The organism is Streptomyces sp. NBC_01352 (assembly GCF_036237295.1).
In the GTDB taxonomy this organism is placed as follows: domain Bacteria; phylum Actinomycetota; class Actinomycetes; order Streptomycetales; family Streptomycetaceae; genus Streptomyces; species Streptomyces plumbiresistens.
The window spans coordinates 2,230,233-2,245,399 of record NZ_CP108354.1 but is presented as its reverse complement, the minus strand read 5'-3'; the positions used below and the strand labels follow the sequence as shown (position 1 = coordinate 2,245,399).

Annotated in this window: 12 protein-coding genes; 4 read left to right on the top strand and 8 right to left on the bottom strand. The window is 69.7% G+C overall.

Features of this window, described 5'->3' with window-relative positions:
• Positions 1-77: 77 nt before the first annotated feature.
• The gene (locus tag OG252_RS10665; protein ID WP_266450218.1) at positions 78-503 is read right to left on the bottom strand and encodes a MarR family winged helix-turn-helix transcriptional regulator; all 426 of its coding nucleotides are present in this window, start codon (positions 501-503) and stop codon (positions 78-80) included.
• 277 nt (positions 504-780) lie between these two features.
• Here OG252_RS10665 and OG252_RS10660 point away from each other — a divergent pair, with 277 nt between their 5' ends.
• From OG252_RS10660 to OG252_RS10645, 4 genes are read left to right on the top strand one after another with little or no spacing between them, the layout of a single operon-like run.
• Positions 781-1,698 carry an SDR family NAD(P)-dependent oxidoreductase gene (locus OG252_RS10660; protein ID WP_307678425.1) on the top strand — a complete coding sequence of 306 codons (918 nt, stop codon included), beginning with the start codon at positions 781-783 and terminating at the stop codon, positions 1,696-1,698.
• Positions 1,699-1,700: 2 nt separating this feature from the next.
• Positions 1,701-2,585 (top strand): amidohydrolase family protein, encoded by an 885-nt coding sequence (locus OG252_RS10655; RefSeq protein ID WP_266450220.1) that lies wholly within the window; start codon positions 1,701-1,703, stop codon positions 2,583-2,585.
• 10 nt (positions 2,586-2,595) lie between these two features.
• Positions 2,596-4,101 (top strand): o-succinylbenzoate--CoA ligase, encoded by a 1,506-nt coding sequence (gene menE, locus OG252_RS10650; RefSeq protein ID WP_266450221.1) that lies wholly within the window; start codon positions 2,596-2,598, stop codon positions 4,099-4,101.
• Positions 4,102-4,144: 43 nt separating this feature from the next.
• Positions 4,145-4,600: a MaoC family dehydratase gene (locus OG252_RS10645; RefSeq protein WP_266450222.1), complete on the top strand. Its 456-nt coding sequence runs from the start codon at positions 4,145-4,147 to the stop codon at positions 4,598-4,600.
• Between the two features lie 23 nt (positions 4,601-4,623).
• On the opposite strand, the gene OG252_RS10640 is transcribed toward OG252_RS10645, so the two are convergent.
• Genes OG252_RS10640 through OG252_RS10610 form a run of 7 tightly spaced genes read right to left on the bottom strand, consistent with a single transcriptional unit; the run spans position 4,624 to position 15,129 of the window.
• The gene (locus OG252_RS10640) at positions 4,624-5,472 is read right to left on the bottom strand and encodes a hypothetical protein (RefSeq protein ID WP_329335487.1); all 849 of its coding nucleotides are present in this window, start codon (positions 5,470-5,472) and stop codon (positions 4,624-4,626) included.
• Positions 5,472-7,139, bottom strand: coding sequence for a histidinol-phosphatase (locus OG252_RS10635; RefSeq protein ID WP_329335485.1), 1,668 nt, complete (start codon positions 7,137-7,139; stop codon positions 5,472-5,474). Before OG252_RS10635 ends, OG252_RS10640 begins: the two co-directional genes overlap by 1 nt.
• A 24-nt stretch (positions 7,140-7,163) precedes the next feature.
• Positions 7,164-9,020, bottom strand: coding sequence for a LamG-like jellyroll fold domain-containing protein (locus OG252_RS10630; RefSeq protein ID WP_266450227.1), 1,857 nt, complete (start codon positions 9,018-9,020; stop codon positions 7,164-7,166).
• Between the two features lie 51 nt (positions 9,021-9,071).
• Entirely contained in the window at positions 9,072-12,002 is a 2,931-nt protein-coding gene (locus OG252_RS10625) for a glycoside hydrolase family 2 TIM barrel-domain containing protein (protein ID WP_266450228.1), read from the bottom strand.
• Positions 12,002-12,865 (bottom strand): carbohydrate ABC transporter permease, encoded by an 864-nt coding sequence (locus tag OG252_RS10620; RefSeq protein ID WP_329335482.1) that lies wholly within the window; start codon positions 12,863-12,865, stop codon positions 12,002-12,004. Before OG252_RS10620 ends, OG252_RS10625 begins: the two co-directional genes overlap by 1 nt.
• 15 nt (positions 12,866-12,880) lie before the next feature.
• Positions 12,881-13,843, bottom strand: a complete 963-nt coding sequence (locus OG252_RS10615) for a carbohydrate ABC transporter permease (RefSeq protein WP_329335480.1) — start codon at positions 13,841-13,843, stop codon at positions 12,881-12,883.
• Positions 13,843-15,129: an ABC transporter substrate-binding protein gene (locus tag OG252_RS10610; protein ID WP_329345116.1), complete on the bottom strand. Its 1,287-nt coding sequence runs from the start codon at positions 15,127-15,129 to the stop codon at positions 13,843-13,845. The genes OG252_RS10615 and OG252_RS10610 overlap by 1 nt, the downstream gene beginning before the upstream one ends.
• Positions 15,130-15,167: the final 38 nt, after the last annotated feature.

The following is a 15,167-nucleotide window of genomic DNA, read 5'->3' as shown; positions in this document are numbered from 1 at the left end:
CCGGTGGGGGACTTCACCGGTGCGACCCCGGCGAAGTTAGGCATCAATCATGCGGCCGTCAATAAGTTGCACAATATTCAGCTCAGGCCGTCCTCCGCGATCCGCAGCAGCAGTGTGTGCAGCGCGTCCCGTTCGGCCGGGTCGAGCGGGCCGAGGAGTTCGTTGGTCACGCGCAGGCCGGCCTCGTCGGTGTCGCGCAGGAAGCCGCGGCCCCCCTCGGTGAGCACGACGATGCGGCTGCGGCGGTCGTCCGGGGAGGGTCGCCGCTCGGCGAAGCCCAGCTTCTCCAGGTCGTCGACCAGGCCGACGATCGCGCTCGGGTCGTAGCCGAGGGTCGTGCTCAGTTCGCGCTGGAGCGCGCCCCCGGACGTGGCGAGGAAGCGGAGCAGCGCGTAGTGGCGCAGGCGCAGGCCGGACTCCTGGAGGAAGCCGTTGAACAGTTGCCCGGAGCGCAGGCCCAGTCGGTACAGGAGGTAGCCGGTGTCCGCGTGCAGCCCGCGCATCCACGGCTCGTCGGCGTCGATCGGGGCGGGGCCTGCGGCGTGGTCGGGGGCGTGTGGCTGGCGGGCGATGGCGGGCTCCCTGGGAGAGGCCCCGGGCGGGGCGGTTCGACGTGCTGAGCGGTGGATGCGTGGTGTCCGGATCGGTGCTGGGTCCAGTCTGACGCACCGGACGGGCGGCAACAACTATTGACGTCACCAATTATTGCTCTTAGCTTCGATCTCGACGCCGCACAGCCGCGGCCGCATCACCCGTGTCATGTTGTGAAGGGACCCGCCCGTGCCCAGCATCGATCTCACCGGCAAGGCCGCCGTCGTCACCGGCAGCGGCCGGGGCCTCGGCCTCGCCTACGCCCACGCCCTGGCCGCCCACGGCGCGTCCGTGGTGATCAACGACGTCGACGAGGCCGTGGCCGAGCAGGCCGTGAAGTCCATCACCGCGGCGGGCGGCACCGCCGTCGCCGAGGTCGTCCCGGTCGGCACGACCGAGGCCGCCGACCGGCTCGTCGGCCGTGCCGTCGAGGAGTTCGGGCGCCTCGACATCCTGGTCACCAACGCGGGCATCCTGCGCGACAAGGTCCTGTGGAAGATGACCGACGAGGACTTCGACGCGGTCGTCACCACCCACCTCAAGGGCACCTTCACCTGCGCCCGTGCCGCCGCCGTGCGCATGCGCGAGCAGGGCGAGGGCGGCACCCTGATCCTGGTCGGCTCCCCGGCCGGACAGCGCGGCAACTTCGGGCAGACGAACTACGCCGCCGCCAAGGCCGGCATCGCCGCGATGGCCCGCACCTGGTCCATGGAGCTGGGCCGGGCCGGCATCACCGTGAACGCGATCGTGCCGGTCGCCGCCACCGCGATGACCGAGACCATCCCCGCCTTCGCGCCCTACATCGAGGCGATGAAGAACGGCGAGCCGCTGCCGGCCTTCCTCCGCAAGGGCGAGGGTTTCGGCACCCCCGAGGACTGCGCGGCCCTCGTCCCCTTCCTCGCCTCCGAGGCCGCCCGCTCGATCACCGGCCAGGCCATCGGCATCGGCGGCGACAAGGTGGCACTCTGGTCCCATCCGCAGGAGATCAGCGCGGCCTACGCCGACGGCGGCTGGACCCCCGAGACCCTGGCCGACGCCTTCCCCACGTCGGTCGGCGCCGAGCTCCAGACGGTCGGCATCCCGGCCCCCAAGTTCCCGGAGGCCTGACCATGACGACCCTCAATGTCGAGGATCTCGTCGCGATCGACGTCCACACCCACGCGGAGGTGTCCTCCAAGGGCCACTCCTCCCTGGACGACGACCTGCACGACGCCTCCTCCGCCTACTTCAAGGTCGAGGGCAAGCGGAAGCCGACCCTGGAGGAGACCGCCGCCTACTACCGGGAGCGGAAGATGGCCGCCGTGATCTTCACGGTGGACGCCGAGTCCGCGACCGGCACGGCCCCCGTGCCCAACGAGGAGGTCGCCGAGGCCGCCGCGGCCAACGCGGACGTCCTCATCCCCTTCGCGTCCATCGACCCGTTCCGGGGTAAGGCGGGCGTGAAGCAGGCCCGGCGCCTGGTCGAGGAGTACGGGGTGAAGGGCTTCAAGTTCCACCCCAGCATCCAGGGCTTCTTCCCCAACGACCGCTCGGTGGCGTACGACCTCTACGAGGTGATCGAGGAGACCGGCACCATCGCCCTCTTCCACACCGGCCAGACCGGCATCGGCGCCGGCGTGCCCGGCGGGGGCGGGATCCGGCTCAAGTACTCGAACCCGCTGCACGTGGACGACGTGGCCGCCGACTTCCCGCATCTGAAGATCATTCTGGCGCACCCGTCCTTCCCCTGGCAGGACGAGGCCCTCGCGGTCGCGACCCACAAGCCGGGCGTGCACATCGACCTGTCCGGCTGGTCGCCGAAGTACTTCCCGCCGCAGCTGGTGCAGTACGCCAACACCCTGCTCAAGGACAAGGTGCTCTTCGGCTCCGACTTCCCCGTCCTCACCCCCGACCGCTGGATGGCGGACTTCGCGAAGCTGCCGATCAAGGACGAGGTCAGGCCGAAGATCCTCAAGGAGAACGCCGCCCGCCTGCTCGGGCTGACAAAACCGTAAGGGGCGTGACATGCGCAACGAGGGACTGGGGTCGTGGCCCGCACGCCGGGCCCGCAAGACCCCGCACCGCACGGCCCTGGTCCACGGTGAGCAGTCGACGGACTACCGCACATTGCATACACGCACCACTCGCCTGGCCCACGCCCTGCGCACCCGAGGTATCCGCCGCGGCGACCGCATCGCCTACCTCGGCACCAACCACCCCTCCTATCTGGAGACGCTGTTCGCGGCGGGCGTCCTCGGCGCGGTGTTCGTGCCGCTGAACACCCGCCTCGCCGGCCCGGAGATCGCCTACCAGCTGGCCGACTCCGGTGCCAAGGCGCTCGTGTACGGCCCGTCGTTCCAGGGACTGGTCGCCGGACTGCCGGGCAGCACCGACGTGCGGACGTACGTCGAGGTCGGCGCCGAATACGAGGAGGCGCTGAGCTCGGCCAAGGACGAACCCATCGACGAGCCGGTCGGCGCCGACGACACCTGCATCATCATGTACACCTCGGGCACCACCGGCCGCCCCAAGGGCGCGATGCTCACCCACGGCAACCTCACCTGGAACGCGATCAACGTCCTCATCGACCACGATCTGCTCGCCGACGAACGCGCCCTGGTCTCCGCCCCGTTGTTCCACACGGCGGGCCTGAACATGCTCACCCTGCCGGTCCTCCTCAAGGGCGGCACCTGCGTCCTGGTCGAGGCCTTCGACCCGGAGGCCACCTTCGACCTGGTCGAACGGCACCGGATCACCTTCATGTTCGGCGTGCCGACGATGTTCGACCAGATCGCCCGGCACCCCCGCTGGCAGGACGCCGACCTGTCCTCCCTGCGGATCCTCACCTGCGGCGGCTCCCCGGTGCCGTCGCCGCTGATCGCCGCGTACCAGGAGCGGGGCCTGACCTTCCTCCAGGGCTACGGCATGACGGAGGCGTCCCCCGGGACGCTGTTCCTGGACGCCGAACACGCGGTGAGCAAGGCGGGTTCGGCCGGGGTGCCGCACTTCTTCAGCGACGTACGGGTGGTACGGCCGGACCTGGCTCCCGTCGACATCGACGAGACCGGCGAGGTCGTGGTCCGCGGGCCGCACGTCATGCCCGGCTACTGGGGGCTGCCCGAGGAGACGGCCGCCTCCTTCGCGGACGGCTGGTTCCGCAGCGGGGACGCGGCACGGGTCGACGAGGACGGTTACGTGTACATCGTCGACCGTATAAAGGACATGATCATCTCCGGTGGGGAGAACATCTACCCCGCCGAGATCGAGGACCTGCTCCTCGCCCACCCGGACATCGTCGAGTGCGCGGTCATCGGCGTGCCCGACGACAAGTGGGGCGAGGTGCCGCGCGCGGTCGTCGTCCCCCGCGAGGGCGCCTCGCCGGATCCCGACGAGGTACTGGCCTCGCTCGCCGGCCGGCTCGCCAAGTACAAGATCCCGAAGTCGGTCGTCGTCGCGGACGAACTCCCGCGCACCGCCTCCGGGAAGCTCCTCAAGTCCCGGGTGCGCAAGCGCTTCGGCACCCACTCCTGACCTTCACCTCTCAGCTTTCGACCTCCCAGCTAAGGAAAGCCACATGGGCATCACCGTCAACGGCCTCGACGAACTGAAGAAGCTCGCCGGCAGCGACCTCGGCACCAGCGAGTGGATCGAGGTCACGCAGGAGCGCATCAACACCTTCGCCGACGCGACCGGCGACCACCAGTGGATCCACGTGGACCCGGAGAAGGCCGCGGCGGGCCCCTTCGGCGCCCCCATCGCGCACGGCTATCTCACCCTCTCCCTCTTCATCCCGCTGTTCACCGAGCTGCTGGACGTCCAGGGCGTCACCACGAAGGTCAACTACGGCCTGAACAAGGTGCGTTTCCCCTCCCCGGTGAAGGTCGGCTCGCGCATCCGGCTGGTGGCGAAGCTGGTGGAGGTCGAGGACGTGCCGGGCGGTGTGCAGGTCGCCGTCGACGGGGCGATCGAGATCGAGGGCGGGACGAAGCCGGCGGCGGTGCTGCAGAGTCTGTCGCGGTTCTACGCCTGAGGGTTCACCGTGTCTCCGGTCGCTCAGTCCGTGACCTGCCGGTACGAGTGGACAGCCGTCGCCACCGCGCACACCCCCGGCGGGATCATCTCCGCCCGCAGGGTGCCGCTGTTCACGTCGTAGTCGACGCCCTCCGTCTCGAACGTGCCCGTGCACACGCTGCGTTGCGGTAGCGCGAACAGGCTTTTCACCGAGCCGGTGACCGGCTGCCCGTCCAGCTTCCGCGGGAGGTCGACCTGGAGGAGCGGCCGGATCTCGGGGAACAGCGTGCCGGTGGCGTCGTTCGAGGCGCACAGCAGGCGGGTGTCCGTCGCGAAGTCGCAGCCCTGGATGTCGCGCACCGGCTTGTCGAGCGTGATCTGCCAGGCCTCCTTCAGGTCGCCGCCCGTCTGGGGAGTGGCCGGGTTGAGCAGGGGGGCGGGGAAGACCTGGAGTCTGGTCTGCTCGCCCCACTCGCCCGACACCAGCCACTGCCCGTCGGGCGACACGGTGGCGAAGGAGCTGTTCAGCTTCTCACCCGGGTTGAGCCGGTGGACGTACTCGTAGCGCTTCCCGGACGGGGTGGTCACCGCGAACATCTTGGACGTGGCCGTGTCGGGCCCCTGGTAGGCGTCGAAGACGTACCCGCGCGCGATGTCCGGGTCGCCGACGTGGTTCCAGCCCTTGATGCGCAGGTCCAGGGGGATGGTGGCCGGCCCTCGGTACAGCAGTGAGCCGTCCGCGCGGCTGGCGAGTCCCTGGCCGCCGCCGAGTGTGTCGGTGTACGCCGTGCCGGTCTGCTCCCAGTGCGGGTCTCCGGCGGCGGACGCGGTGCTCACGCCGAGCGTGAGGGTACCTAATAAGGCGGCGAGGGTGAGCAGTTGACGCTTCATCAGGCACCTGCCACGTCGACGAAGATGGGGTTGGAATAGAACCACGTATCGGCCCACGGGTCACCGTTTCCGGGCTCGTGGGGGATCGGGCCGTGCGGGTCGACGGAGGCGCCCAGGTAGCCGGTGCCGTTGCGGTTGCCGTCGCTGCCGCGCAGCCGGACGTAGAAGGACTCGTCGCCCGCGGTGACCGGGATGCGCAGGGTGTACGTCCCCTTGCGGCCCAGGACGTCCGTCGTCCGGACGACCTTCGTGTCGGGCGCCCGCCAGGTGTCCCGGTCGGTCGCCGGGCCGCGCACCGCGCCCCGGATCACGTCCACGTGCGCCAACTCGGGCAGGATTCCCTGGGCGTTGGGCCGCGAGGCCGTCGTCACGGTGACATCGAGGCTGAGCCTGTCGCCCTTGCGGACGCGCAGCCGGCCGCCCAGGGTGACGCCCCGGCCGGCGTCGTGGGTCCGCTTCAGCCGTACGTCGAGACCGTCCAGCAGATGCCCGTGGTCGAGCCAGACCCGGCCCGCGCGCAGGCCGGACATCACCGCGCGGTAGCCGTAGCGGGTCACGCCCACGTGGGTGCGGCTGAACTGGCCGGGCCAGAAGTCGCCGCCCGGCTGCTCGGTGTCGGTGTTCACCGGGTCGGGGATGTGCCCGGTGTTGTCGAAGTTCTGCCCCGGCGCCCAGTCGCCGTTCTTCCAGGTGTCGAAGACCACCCGGTGCACATCGGAGTTGGTCGTGATCGTGAAGAGCTTGCCCTCGGCGAGCATCGCGTCCCACATGCCGCCGACCGTCGCCGTCATCCAGTCGAAGCCGCCGTACAGGACGTAGGCGTTCTCCGGATAGCCGGGCCAGGAGTTCGCGGACGGCTTGTTGGTGTACTCGCCGCGCTGCTGGCCCGATCCGACCCAGCCCGGGATGCCGCCGCCCTGCGCACCGGGCGCGCCCTCCATGCCGATCATGATCTCGGGGGCCGCGTCCCGCCAGTTGCGCATCTCGTGCGGCGAGTCGATGCCCAGGCGGGACGGGTGGTTGGCGAAGACCAGCACGTCGTCGACGTATCCGGTGCGGCGCTGTTCGGCGAGCCACTGGATGGCCTTGACGGCGTGCGCCTCGTTGCGGGGGGTGTCGGGATCCGTGGGACCGCCCGCCGTGTAGCCGAGCAGTTTGCCGTCGTAGGCGAGCTCGAACCGGGTGAGCAGGTCGACCTCGTGAGGACCCGGCGCCGCGAAGATCGTGCAGTGCTCGGCGCCCGGGATGTACCACTCCAGGCCCTGGAAGATCAGCTGGCGCGGGTTCCGGGCGCGGGCCGTGAGGATCTCCTCGTGCTCCAGCTTCGCCCCGTACCGGGCGTGCCCGAAGTTGGAGTGCTCGTTGAACACCATCCAGTCGAGGCCGTACTTGGCGGCCCCCTGAGTGATCTGGTGGAACGTGTACTTCGCGTCGTGGCTGTACACGGAGTGGACGTGGTGGTCGCCGACCAGGTAGGCGAGATGCGGATCGTCGCCGCCGTAACGCTGCCCGGAGGCCGCCGCGGGCACGGCCGCCGGGCCGAGGGCGAACGCGGCGCCGAACAGGCCCGCGCGGCGAAGGAGTTGGCGTCGGGAAACGCCCTGCGGATCGAGGTCTGCGGGGGAGACGGACGGGTCGGCCCAGACGGGCAGCTGCTGCTCGTTCATCGTGTCTGTCCTCTGAAGGGTGGGTCAGTGGTTCATGAACGACGTGACGGGCAGCGCCCGTTCGACGATCCGGACGTCGCCGAGCCGGCCGTAGAGGATCTGGTCGATCCGGCCGCCGTACTCGTAGCCGCCGAGCAGCCACGGCAGCCCGACCGAGGTGAGCCCCACGGAGCGCGCGGTGGGGTTGCGGGCGACGGGGCAGCCCTGGACGTACATCGTGGTGTGGGAGCCGTCGTTGACGACGGCGACGTGCCACCACACCTCACGCGCCGTCTCGTCGCCCCAGTTCGTGGCGATGCCCTCCTGGTTGAGCGGCCGCACCGCCCACTGCGGGCCGGGACCGTCGGACAGGGAGAGCGTGGCCAGCGGCTCGTCCGGGTCGTCCTCGGTCTTTCCCGCGGCGCCGCCCGTGCCGGTGCGGCTGACCAGCCCGCCCCAGGCGTTGTGGGAGGGGTCCCAGTCGGCGGGGACGCGGTAGAAGGCCTCGATGGTGTAACCGGCCTTGAAGGTCGCCGAGTTGAGGGGCGCGCCGTCGACCGTGCGCAGGTAGGCGCCCTTCAGCGGGGACTTGAAGCCGTGGAACTCCAGGCTGCCGTGGCCGGGCTGGTCCGGGTGGTGGTCCGAGGACCAGGTCAGCGTGGCACCGCCCACCGACAACGGGGTGAGGTCGTTGCCACGCCCGGACAGGTCACGGACGGTGCCGGTGGCGGCCGCTCCGTCGTCGTGCCCGTCGAAGCGCCAGTAGGCCACCGTGCCGGGGACCAGCATCCTCGACGCGGGACGTGCCGGGCGCGGGGGCACCGGGGCGAAGCCGGAGAAGCGGTCCGCGAAGTCGATGTCGACGGAGAACCGGTCGGCGTCGCCGCTGAGTTCGATCTCCTGCCGCTCCAGCTCGTTGAGCCCCTCCGCCGCCCGGCCCAGGATCCACGGGGAGACCGTCTCGACGTCGATGACGTCCCGGTCCAGGTCGAAGTGGTAGAGGCGGATCATCGCCGCGCCGCCGAAGTAGCGGTTCTGGTAGTTCGTCAGGTGCAGGTGGACGTCGTTCCCCGCCGCGTTCTTGCGGGTCGCGCGACCGGCGGGCCAGTAGTGCCCGTTGAGGGTGAGGAAGATCTGGTCGTGGTCCGCGATCAGCCTGTCCCACAGCTGCTGCCCGTACGCCGACAGGCTGTCGTCCTCGACGACCAGCTCGTGCGTGGTGAGGATCACCGGAGTCTTCGGGTGCTGGGCCATGACCTGCTTGGCCCAGGCGTACCCCTTCGCCGACAGCCGCCAGTCCAGTGCGAGCACCATCCACTCCCGGCCGGCCGCCTTGAAGAGGTGGAAGGTGTTGTAGCCGTCCGGGGAGGCGCCGCCGAACGTCGGCCCGCCCTGGAACCGCTGCGGCCCGAAGGCGTTCAGGTACGGCGTCGGGCCCCGCTGGTCGTCGGTCGACGACCGCACGTCGTGGTTGCCGGCCAGGACGCTGTAGCCGACGCCGCGCCGGTCCAGGAGCCGGAACGCCTCGCTGATCGCGGTGACTTCGGACTGGGCGCCGTTCTCCGTGAGGTCGCCGAGGTGGGACAGGAAGACGATGTTCTCGTCCTTGCCGTGCTCCAGCAGATAGCGCAGGGACGCCTCGAACGGTGCCTTGTCGATGCTCGGCCCGTCGAAGAGGTACTGCGTGTCGGGCATGACGGCGAGCGTGAAGCGACGGCTGTCCGGGTCCGGCCGCCAACTCGCCGCGGAAGCCGCGGAAGCCGGGGCCGCCTCGGCGGCAGTCGGCAGCGCGAGAGAGGCCGTCGCGGCGGCACCCAGCAGCGCCGTCGCCCGCAGGAAACCGCGTCTTCCGGCACCGGCCTGCGCGGCCTCACCCTGGTCGTGCTCATGCGAAACGCACACGTGTGCTCCGTAACACTGCGTAAAAGGTGACAGAGAAGGCGTGGGGGGAGATCAGAGGGCGCGCAGGGTCCAGCTCCAGCGGTGGACACCCGGTGCGATGAGGTACGACGGTGAGGTGTCGGGTCCGCACGAGGCGGTGCCCAGCCCGCGGTGGGCCGCGTCGAGATGGACCACGCACCCCGCCCTCGGGACGAGTTCGTCATGATGGGTCACGGCGGTCAGGTCGTCGGCGCGGTAACGGGTCACGGACACCTGCCGCGGCTCGTCCAGCGCGACCGTGAGACCGGTGGCGTCCGGCGCGGACAGCGTGAACCGCCGTACGCCGTGCCGCCCGCCGCTCTCCTGCGGACGCAGATACGGGGTGAACAACTCGTCCACCGGTACGCAGTGATGGCCGACGGGCGCCCCGAAACCGCGGTCCGGATACGACTCCCAGGGGCCCTGCCCGTACCACTCCATCAGGTCCAGACCCGCCACCGTCTCGAACACCGACCCGACCCGCGCCACATCGGCGAGCCCGTCCGGCAGTTCGGCCCGCTCCTCGACGCGGATGCCGCCCTCGACCGGCGTGAACACCTGCACATGGCGGACGACACCCGGCTCCGTCGCGTACTCGGCGTGCACGGTGACCTGCCCCGCCACCCGGCGTACGTCGACGACCTTGCGCACCGGCGTTTCCAGCCCCCAGGTCCGCCAGCGCAGCGCCGTCCCGCCCAGCTCGTCGTTGTCGGTGGGCGCCCGCCACAGCGAGAGAACGGGTGCGGAGGCGAGCAGGGGGTGTACCAGCAGCCCCTCCCCGTCGACCTCGACGGAACGGTTCTGCATCACCGGGGCAGAGCTCTCGAAGGGCGCCGCCGCGCGCAGCCGCACCTGCGGCAGACACACCACCGTCCCGCGCGGGGCCCACGGCTCGTCGTCGGCGGTCGTCACCCGCAGCGTCAGCCAGGCCTCGCCGCCGTCCTCGGGCAGCTCGAACGGCAGCGGCACCGCCGCCGTCTCACCGGGGCGCAGATCGGGCAGCTCGGCGGGCGCGGTCAGCGTGCCGCCGTCGGCCAGGGCCAGCTCCCACCGGGCGGACAGCCAGTCCGTGCCGCGGAAGTGCTGGTGGTTGCCGACGACGACGCCCTCGTGCCGGAAGCACTCCAGCCGCACCGGCGCCGCGATCTCCCGGTGCTCGTACATCACGGGCTTGGGGGTGCGGTCCGGGAAGACCACGCCGTCCGCGATGAACGCGCCGTCGTGGATCCGCTCCCCGAAGTCGCCGCCGTACGCCCAGCGGTGGCCGGGCGCGGCGACACCGTTGTCATAGAGTCCGGCGCCCCCGCGGCCCACCGGTCTTCCGTCGTTCACACGCTGAAGGATGCCGTGGTCCCAGAACTCCCAGATGAAGCCGCCCTGAAGACCCGGGGTGGACTCGATGGCGGCCCAGTGGTCCGCCAGCGTGCCGTTGCTGTTGCCCATCGCGTGGGAGTACTCGCACTGGATGAGCGGCTTGGTCTGCTCGCCGGACAGCGCGTGCGCGACACAGTCCTCCAGCGCCGCGTACATCGGACAGGCGATGTCGGAGGCGAGGTCCGGGTCGGCCCAGCCGAGCTTGGCGGCGCCCTCGTACTGGATCGGCCGGGTCGGATCGTGCCGGCGTACCCAGCCCGCCGCCGCGTCGTGATTGGCGCCGTAGTCGGACTCGTTGCCCAGCGACCAGATGATCACCGAGGGATGGTTCTTGTCCCGCAGCACCATCCGGGACACCCGGTCCACGAAGGCGTTCAGATAGCGCGGGTCGTCGGCGATCTCGTGGGCGTGGTCGTGGGACTCGATGTCCGCCTCGTCGACGACATAGAAACCGAGCTCGTCGGCGAGGTCGTACAGCGCCGGATCGCCCGGGTAGTGGGAGGTGCGGATCGCGTTGAAGCCGAAACGCTTCAGCACGACCAGGTCGGCGCGCATGTCGTCGTACGACACCGTCCGCCCGGTCAGCGGATGGAAGTCGTGCCGGTTGACGCCCCGGACGAACACCCGCTCGCCGTTGACCAGCAGGTCCCGCCCGACGATCTCGACGTCCCGGAAGCCGACGCGGTGGTGCGAGGCGTCGGCGACCGTGCCGTCGGCGCGGTGCAGCCGCACGGTCAGGTCGTAGAGCTCGGGCGTCTCGGCGTTCCAGGTACGCACGTCGGCGACCGTGGTCTGCAGCCGGGCCTCACCGAGGAAGTCGGAGACGCGGTCGTCGTCGGTGTTGGCCCGGTCGAACTCGGTGTCCTGCGTGAGCAGGTGACCGTCGAGCTCGCCGCTGACGTACCAGCCCTCGGGCAGCGCACCGCCGCCGCCCGCCTCCCGCACCCGGCAGTCGACCCGCAGCTCCCCGTACCGGCCCGCCCGCACGCTCACGTCGGCGAGGTGCAGCGGATCCGTCGCGTACAGCAGCACCGACCGGGTGACGCCCCCGTGCCACCACTGGTCCTGGTCCTCGATGTGCGAGGCGTCCGACCACTTCACGACCGTCAGTCGTACGACGGCCCGCTCGCCGGCCCGCACCAGCCCCGTCAGGTCGAAGTCGGCGGCCAGATGGGAGTCCTTGGAGATGCCGACCGGCCGCCCGTCCACGTGCACGAGGAGGACGCTCTCGGCGGCCCCGACCTGGAGCACGATCCGCCGCCCCGCCCACTCGGCGGGCACGTCCACCGTGCGCTCGTACACACCCGTCGGATTGTCGGCGGGCGACAGTGGGGGGAATTCTGTATACGGCATACGGACGTTCGTGTACTGCGGAAGGTCGTCGGTGTCCTGCATGGTCCAGACACCCGGAACGTATGCCGACGACCACACCTCCGCGACCGGCGCGTCCGGGGCCGGCAGCAGCTGGAAGCGCCAGTCGCCGTCCAGCTTCAGCGCCCCGGGGCGGCGGTCCGTGGCGTTCATCGGCAGCCGCCCCCAGGACGTCACCTCGGGTGTCTCCCAGGGGCGCAGCGCCAGCAAGGGGTCCATCAGCGGATGGCTCCCTTGCCGAGGTCGCCGATGATCTGCTTGGCGCCGATCGCGAAGACGATCAGCAGCGGGACGAGGGCGAGCAGCGCGCCGGTCATCACCATGCCGTAGTCGGTGGTGCCGTGGACGCCGTTGAGCTGGGACAGCGCGACCTGGAGGGTGACGTTGTCCGGATTCGTCAGGGCGATCAGGGGCCAGGCGTAGTCGTTCCACTGGGCCATGAAGGTGAAGATGCCGAGGAAGGCGAGACCCGGGCGGACGACCGGGAGGGCGACGTGCCAGTACTGGCGCAGGAAGTTCGCCCCGTCGATCTTCGAGGCGTCCAGCAGTTCGTCGTGGATCGCGCTCTGCATGTACTGGCGCATCCAGAAGATGCCGAACGCGTTGGCCGCGGCCGGCACGATCAGCGCTGTCATCGACCCGATCCAGCCGATCTTCGCCATGATCACGAACTGCGGGATGATCGCCATCTGTGTCGGCACCATGAAGATCGCCATCAGCACGACGAACAGCAGCCTGCGGCCCGGGAAGTCGAACTTGGCGAAGACGAACGCGGCCAGCGAGTCGAAGAACAGGACCAGGAAGGTCACCGCACACGCCACGAGCAGCGAGTTGAACATCGAGCCGACGAAGTCGATGTTGTCGAAGAGACTGCGCGCGTTCTCGAGGAAGTGAGAGCCGGGCAGCAGCTTCGGCGGGTAGGAGAAGATCTCGGTCGACGTGTGCGTCGACATGATGATGGCCCAGTAGAACGGGAAGGCCGACAGCAGCAGCCCGATGACGAGGACCGCGTGCAGCGCGATGCCCCGGCGCCGGACGCCCTGTATGCCCTTGGGGCGCCTTGTGCCCTGGATGGATGCCATGGTGTTCCGGCCTCCCTAGTCTTCGTCGCGGCGCTGCACCAGCCGCCAGTTGATGATCGAGAAGATGACGACGACGAGGAAGATGCCCCACGCCACGGCGGCGCCGTAGCCGAAGTCGTTGTTGTCGAAGGTCTGCTGGAAGAAGTAGAGGACCATCGTCCGGCCCGCGTGGTCCGGACCGCCGGAGAACGTCGAGTCGTTCGAGGTGTTCTGCAGCAGGACCTGCGCCTCGGTGAAGCTCTGCAGGCCGGTGACCGTGGAGACCACGAGCACGAACAGCAGGGTCGGCCGCAGCAGGGGCAGCGTGATCCGGAAGAACGTCTGCAGGGGCCCGGCGCCGTCCATGCGCGCCGCCTCGTACAGCTCGCTCGGGATGGTCTGCAGACCCGCGAGGAAGATGATCGCGTTGTAGCCGACCCATTGCCAGGTCATCAGCGTCGCGATGGCGACCTTGATGCCCCACGGCGTGTTCAGCCAGGCCACCTGGTCCAGACCCGCGGCCTGCAACAGGGCGTTCACCAGGCCGAAGTTGGTGGAGAACACCGAGCCGAAGACGATCGCGATCGCCACCACCGAGGTGACGTTCGGCAGGAAGTAGGCGAACCGGTAGACGTTCTTGAAGCGGACCGCCGCGTTGAGCATCACGGCCGTGACCATCGCCAGGAAGATCATGGGGAAGGTGGCCAGCGCCCAGATGATGATCGTGTTGCCGATCGAGCTCCAGAAGTCGCTGTCGCTCACCAGGTACTGGTACTGCGACAGGCCCGCCCACTCCATCGAGCCGAGGCCGTCCCAGCGGTGGAAGGACAGGTAGAGCGAGAAGCCGACGGGGATCAGACCGAAGGCGATGAACAGCAGATAGAACGGGGAGATCGCGGCATACAGGTGCCAGTACTTGCGCCACCCGTTCCTCGGCCGCACGGCGGGCGGGTCCGCCAGGACCACGGGGGGCTTGTCCAGGGCGGGGACGGTGGCCATCAGTAGCTCACCCCCAGGTGCTTCGCGATCCGCCGGCACTTGCTCATGGCGTCACTCCAGGCCTTCTCCGGGTCCTTGCCGAGGACGCCGACGTTCTTGATCTCGTCCTTGATGGGTTGCCCGAGTGCCACGTCGAAGGGGCTGTTGTAGGCGACCACGATCTTCTGCGCTGCGGGCCCGAAGACGTCCGTCGTGACCTGGCCGCCGAAGAACGGGTCGGGTTCGCGCAGTTGCTGCAGGCCGTACGAGGCCGGGGTGGAGGGGAAGAGTCCCGCGTCGACGTACCCCGAGGCCTGGTTGGCCGCGTTGAGCATCCACGCGATGATCTCGAAGGCCCGCTCGGGCTCCCGGCACTCCTTGGTGATCGACAGGAAGGAGCCGCCGTTGTTGGAGGGCCGCACCGGCATGTCGGCGATCCGCCACTTGCCCTTCGTCTTCGGGTTGCCGTTCTTGATGTCGTACGTCGCCCAGGAGGCGCCGAGCTGGCTGGGCAGTTTGCCGGAGTCCACCGCCGAGATCTGGTCCGGGGTGCCGGTGACCAGGTTGGAGACGATCCGGCGCCGCTTGGCCTCCACGGCCAGCGCCCAGGCCGCCCGCACATGCTCCTGGTCGCCGATGAAGTTGCGGTCCTTGTCGACGTACCGCTTGCTGCCCTGCTGCACCACGTTCTCGAAGACGCTGTTGACGTCGGTGAGCAGGGAGGTCCCCGGTATCCGCTGCCGGAGCTGCTCGCCCGCCGCGAAGTACTTCTCCCAGGTGTCGAGCTCCCGGGACACGTCGGCGGGCTCGTACGGCAGTCCCGCCTTGCGGAAGACCTCGTACTGGTAGAAGTGCGCGACCGGCCCGCAGTCGATGGGGAAGCCCACCATGGAGCCGTCGTCGGCGATGCCCTGGTCCCACTTCCAGGACAGGTACTGGCTCTTGTACTTCTCCGCGCCCAGGGTCCGCAGGTCCACGAACTGGTCCGCGTTGGGCAGGTAGGACGCCATGTCCTCGCCCTTGAGGCCGGCGATGTCGGGGATGTGGGCGCGGCCGGCCATCGTGGTGATCAGCTTGGAACGGTAGTAGCCGCCGATCTTGACGGCCTTGAGGTCGACCGTGCTGTCGTAACGGGCCTTGGCCTTGTTGATGACCGAGTCGCCCAGGCCGCCGTCCCAGTACCACAGGACCATGTTCCGGCCGGTCGAGCCGGTCGGAACGGCACAGCCGGACGCCAGGCCGCCCAGCGCGGTGGCGGCCGTGCCGGCCAGGCCCGCGCGCAGGAGGCCTCTTCGTGAGAGCCGCACAGCTCCCACCGCCTTTCGGATCTGTTCGTGACTTCGCA

Coding starts and splice junctions, on each gene's coding strand:
- OG252_RS10635 (WP_329335485.1), bottom strand. CDS start 7,139: ATGAACGAGCAGCAGCTGCCCGTCTGGGCCGACCCGTCCGTCTCCCCC.
- OG252_RS10615 (WP_329335480.1), bottom strand. CDS start 13,843: ATGGCCACCGTCCCCGCCCTGGACAAGCCCCCCGTGGTCCTGGCGGAC.
- menE (WP_266450221.1), top strand. CDS start 2,596: ATGCGCAACGAGGGACTGGGGTCGTGGCCCGCACGCCGGGCCCGCAAG.
- OG252_RS10620 (WP_329335482.1), bottom strand. CDS start 12,865: ATGGCATCCATCCAGGGCACAAGGCGCCCCAAGGGCATACAGGGCGTC.
- OG252_RS10665 (WP_266450218.1), bottom strand. CDS start 503: ATGCGCGGGCTGCACGCGGACACCGGCTACCTCCTGTACCGACTGGGC.
- OG252_RS10645 (WP_266450222.1), top strand. CDS start 4,145: ATGGGCATCACCGTCAACGGCCTCGACGAACTGAAGAAGCTCGCCGGC.
- OG252_RS10640 (WP_329335487.1), bottom strand. CDS start 5,472: ATGAAGCGTCAACTGCTCACCCTCGCCGCCTTATTAGGTACCCTCACG.
- OG252_RS10625 (WP_266450228.1), bottom strand. CDS start 12,002: ATGGACCCCTTGCTGGCGCTGCGCCCCTGGGAGACACCCGAGGTGACG.
- OG252_RS10655 (WP_266450220.1), top strand. CDS start 1,701: ATGACGACCCTCAATGTCGAGGATCTCGTCGCGATCGACGTCCACACC.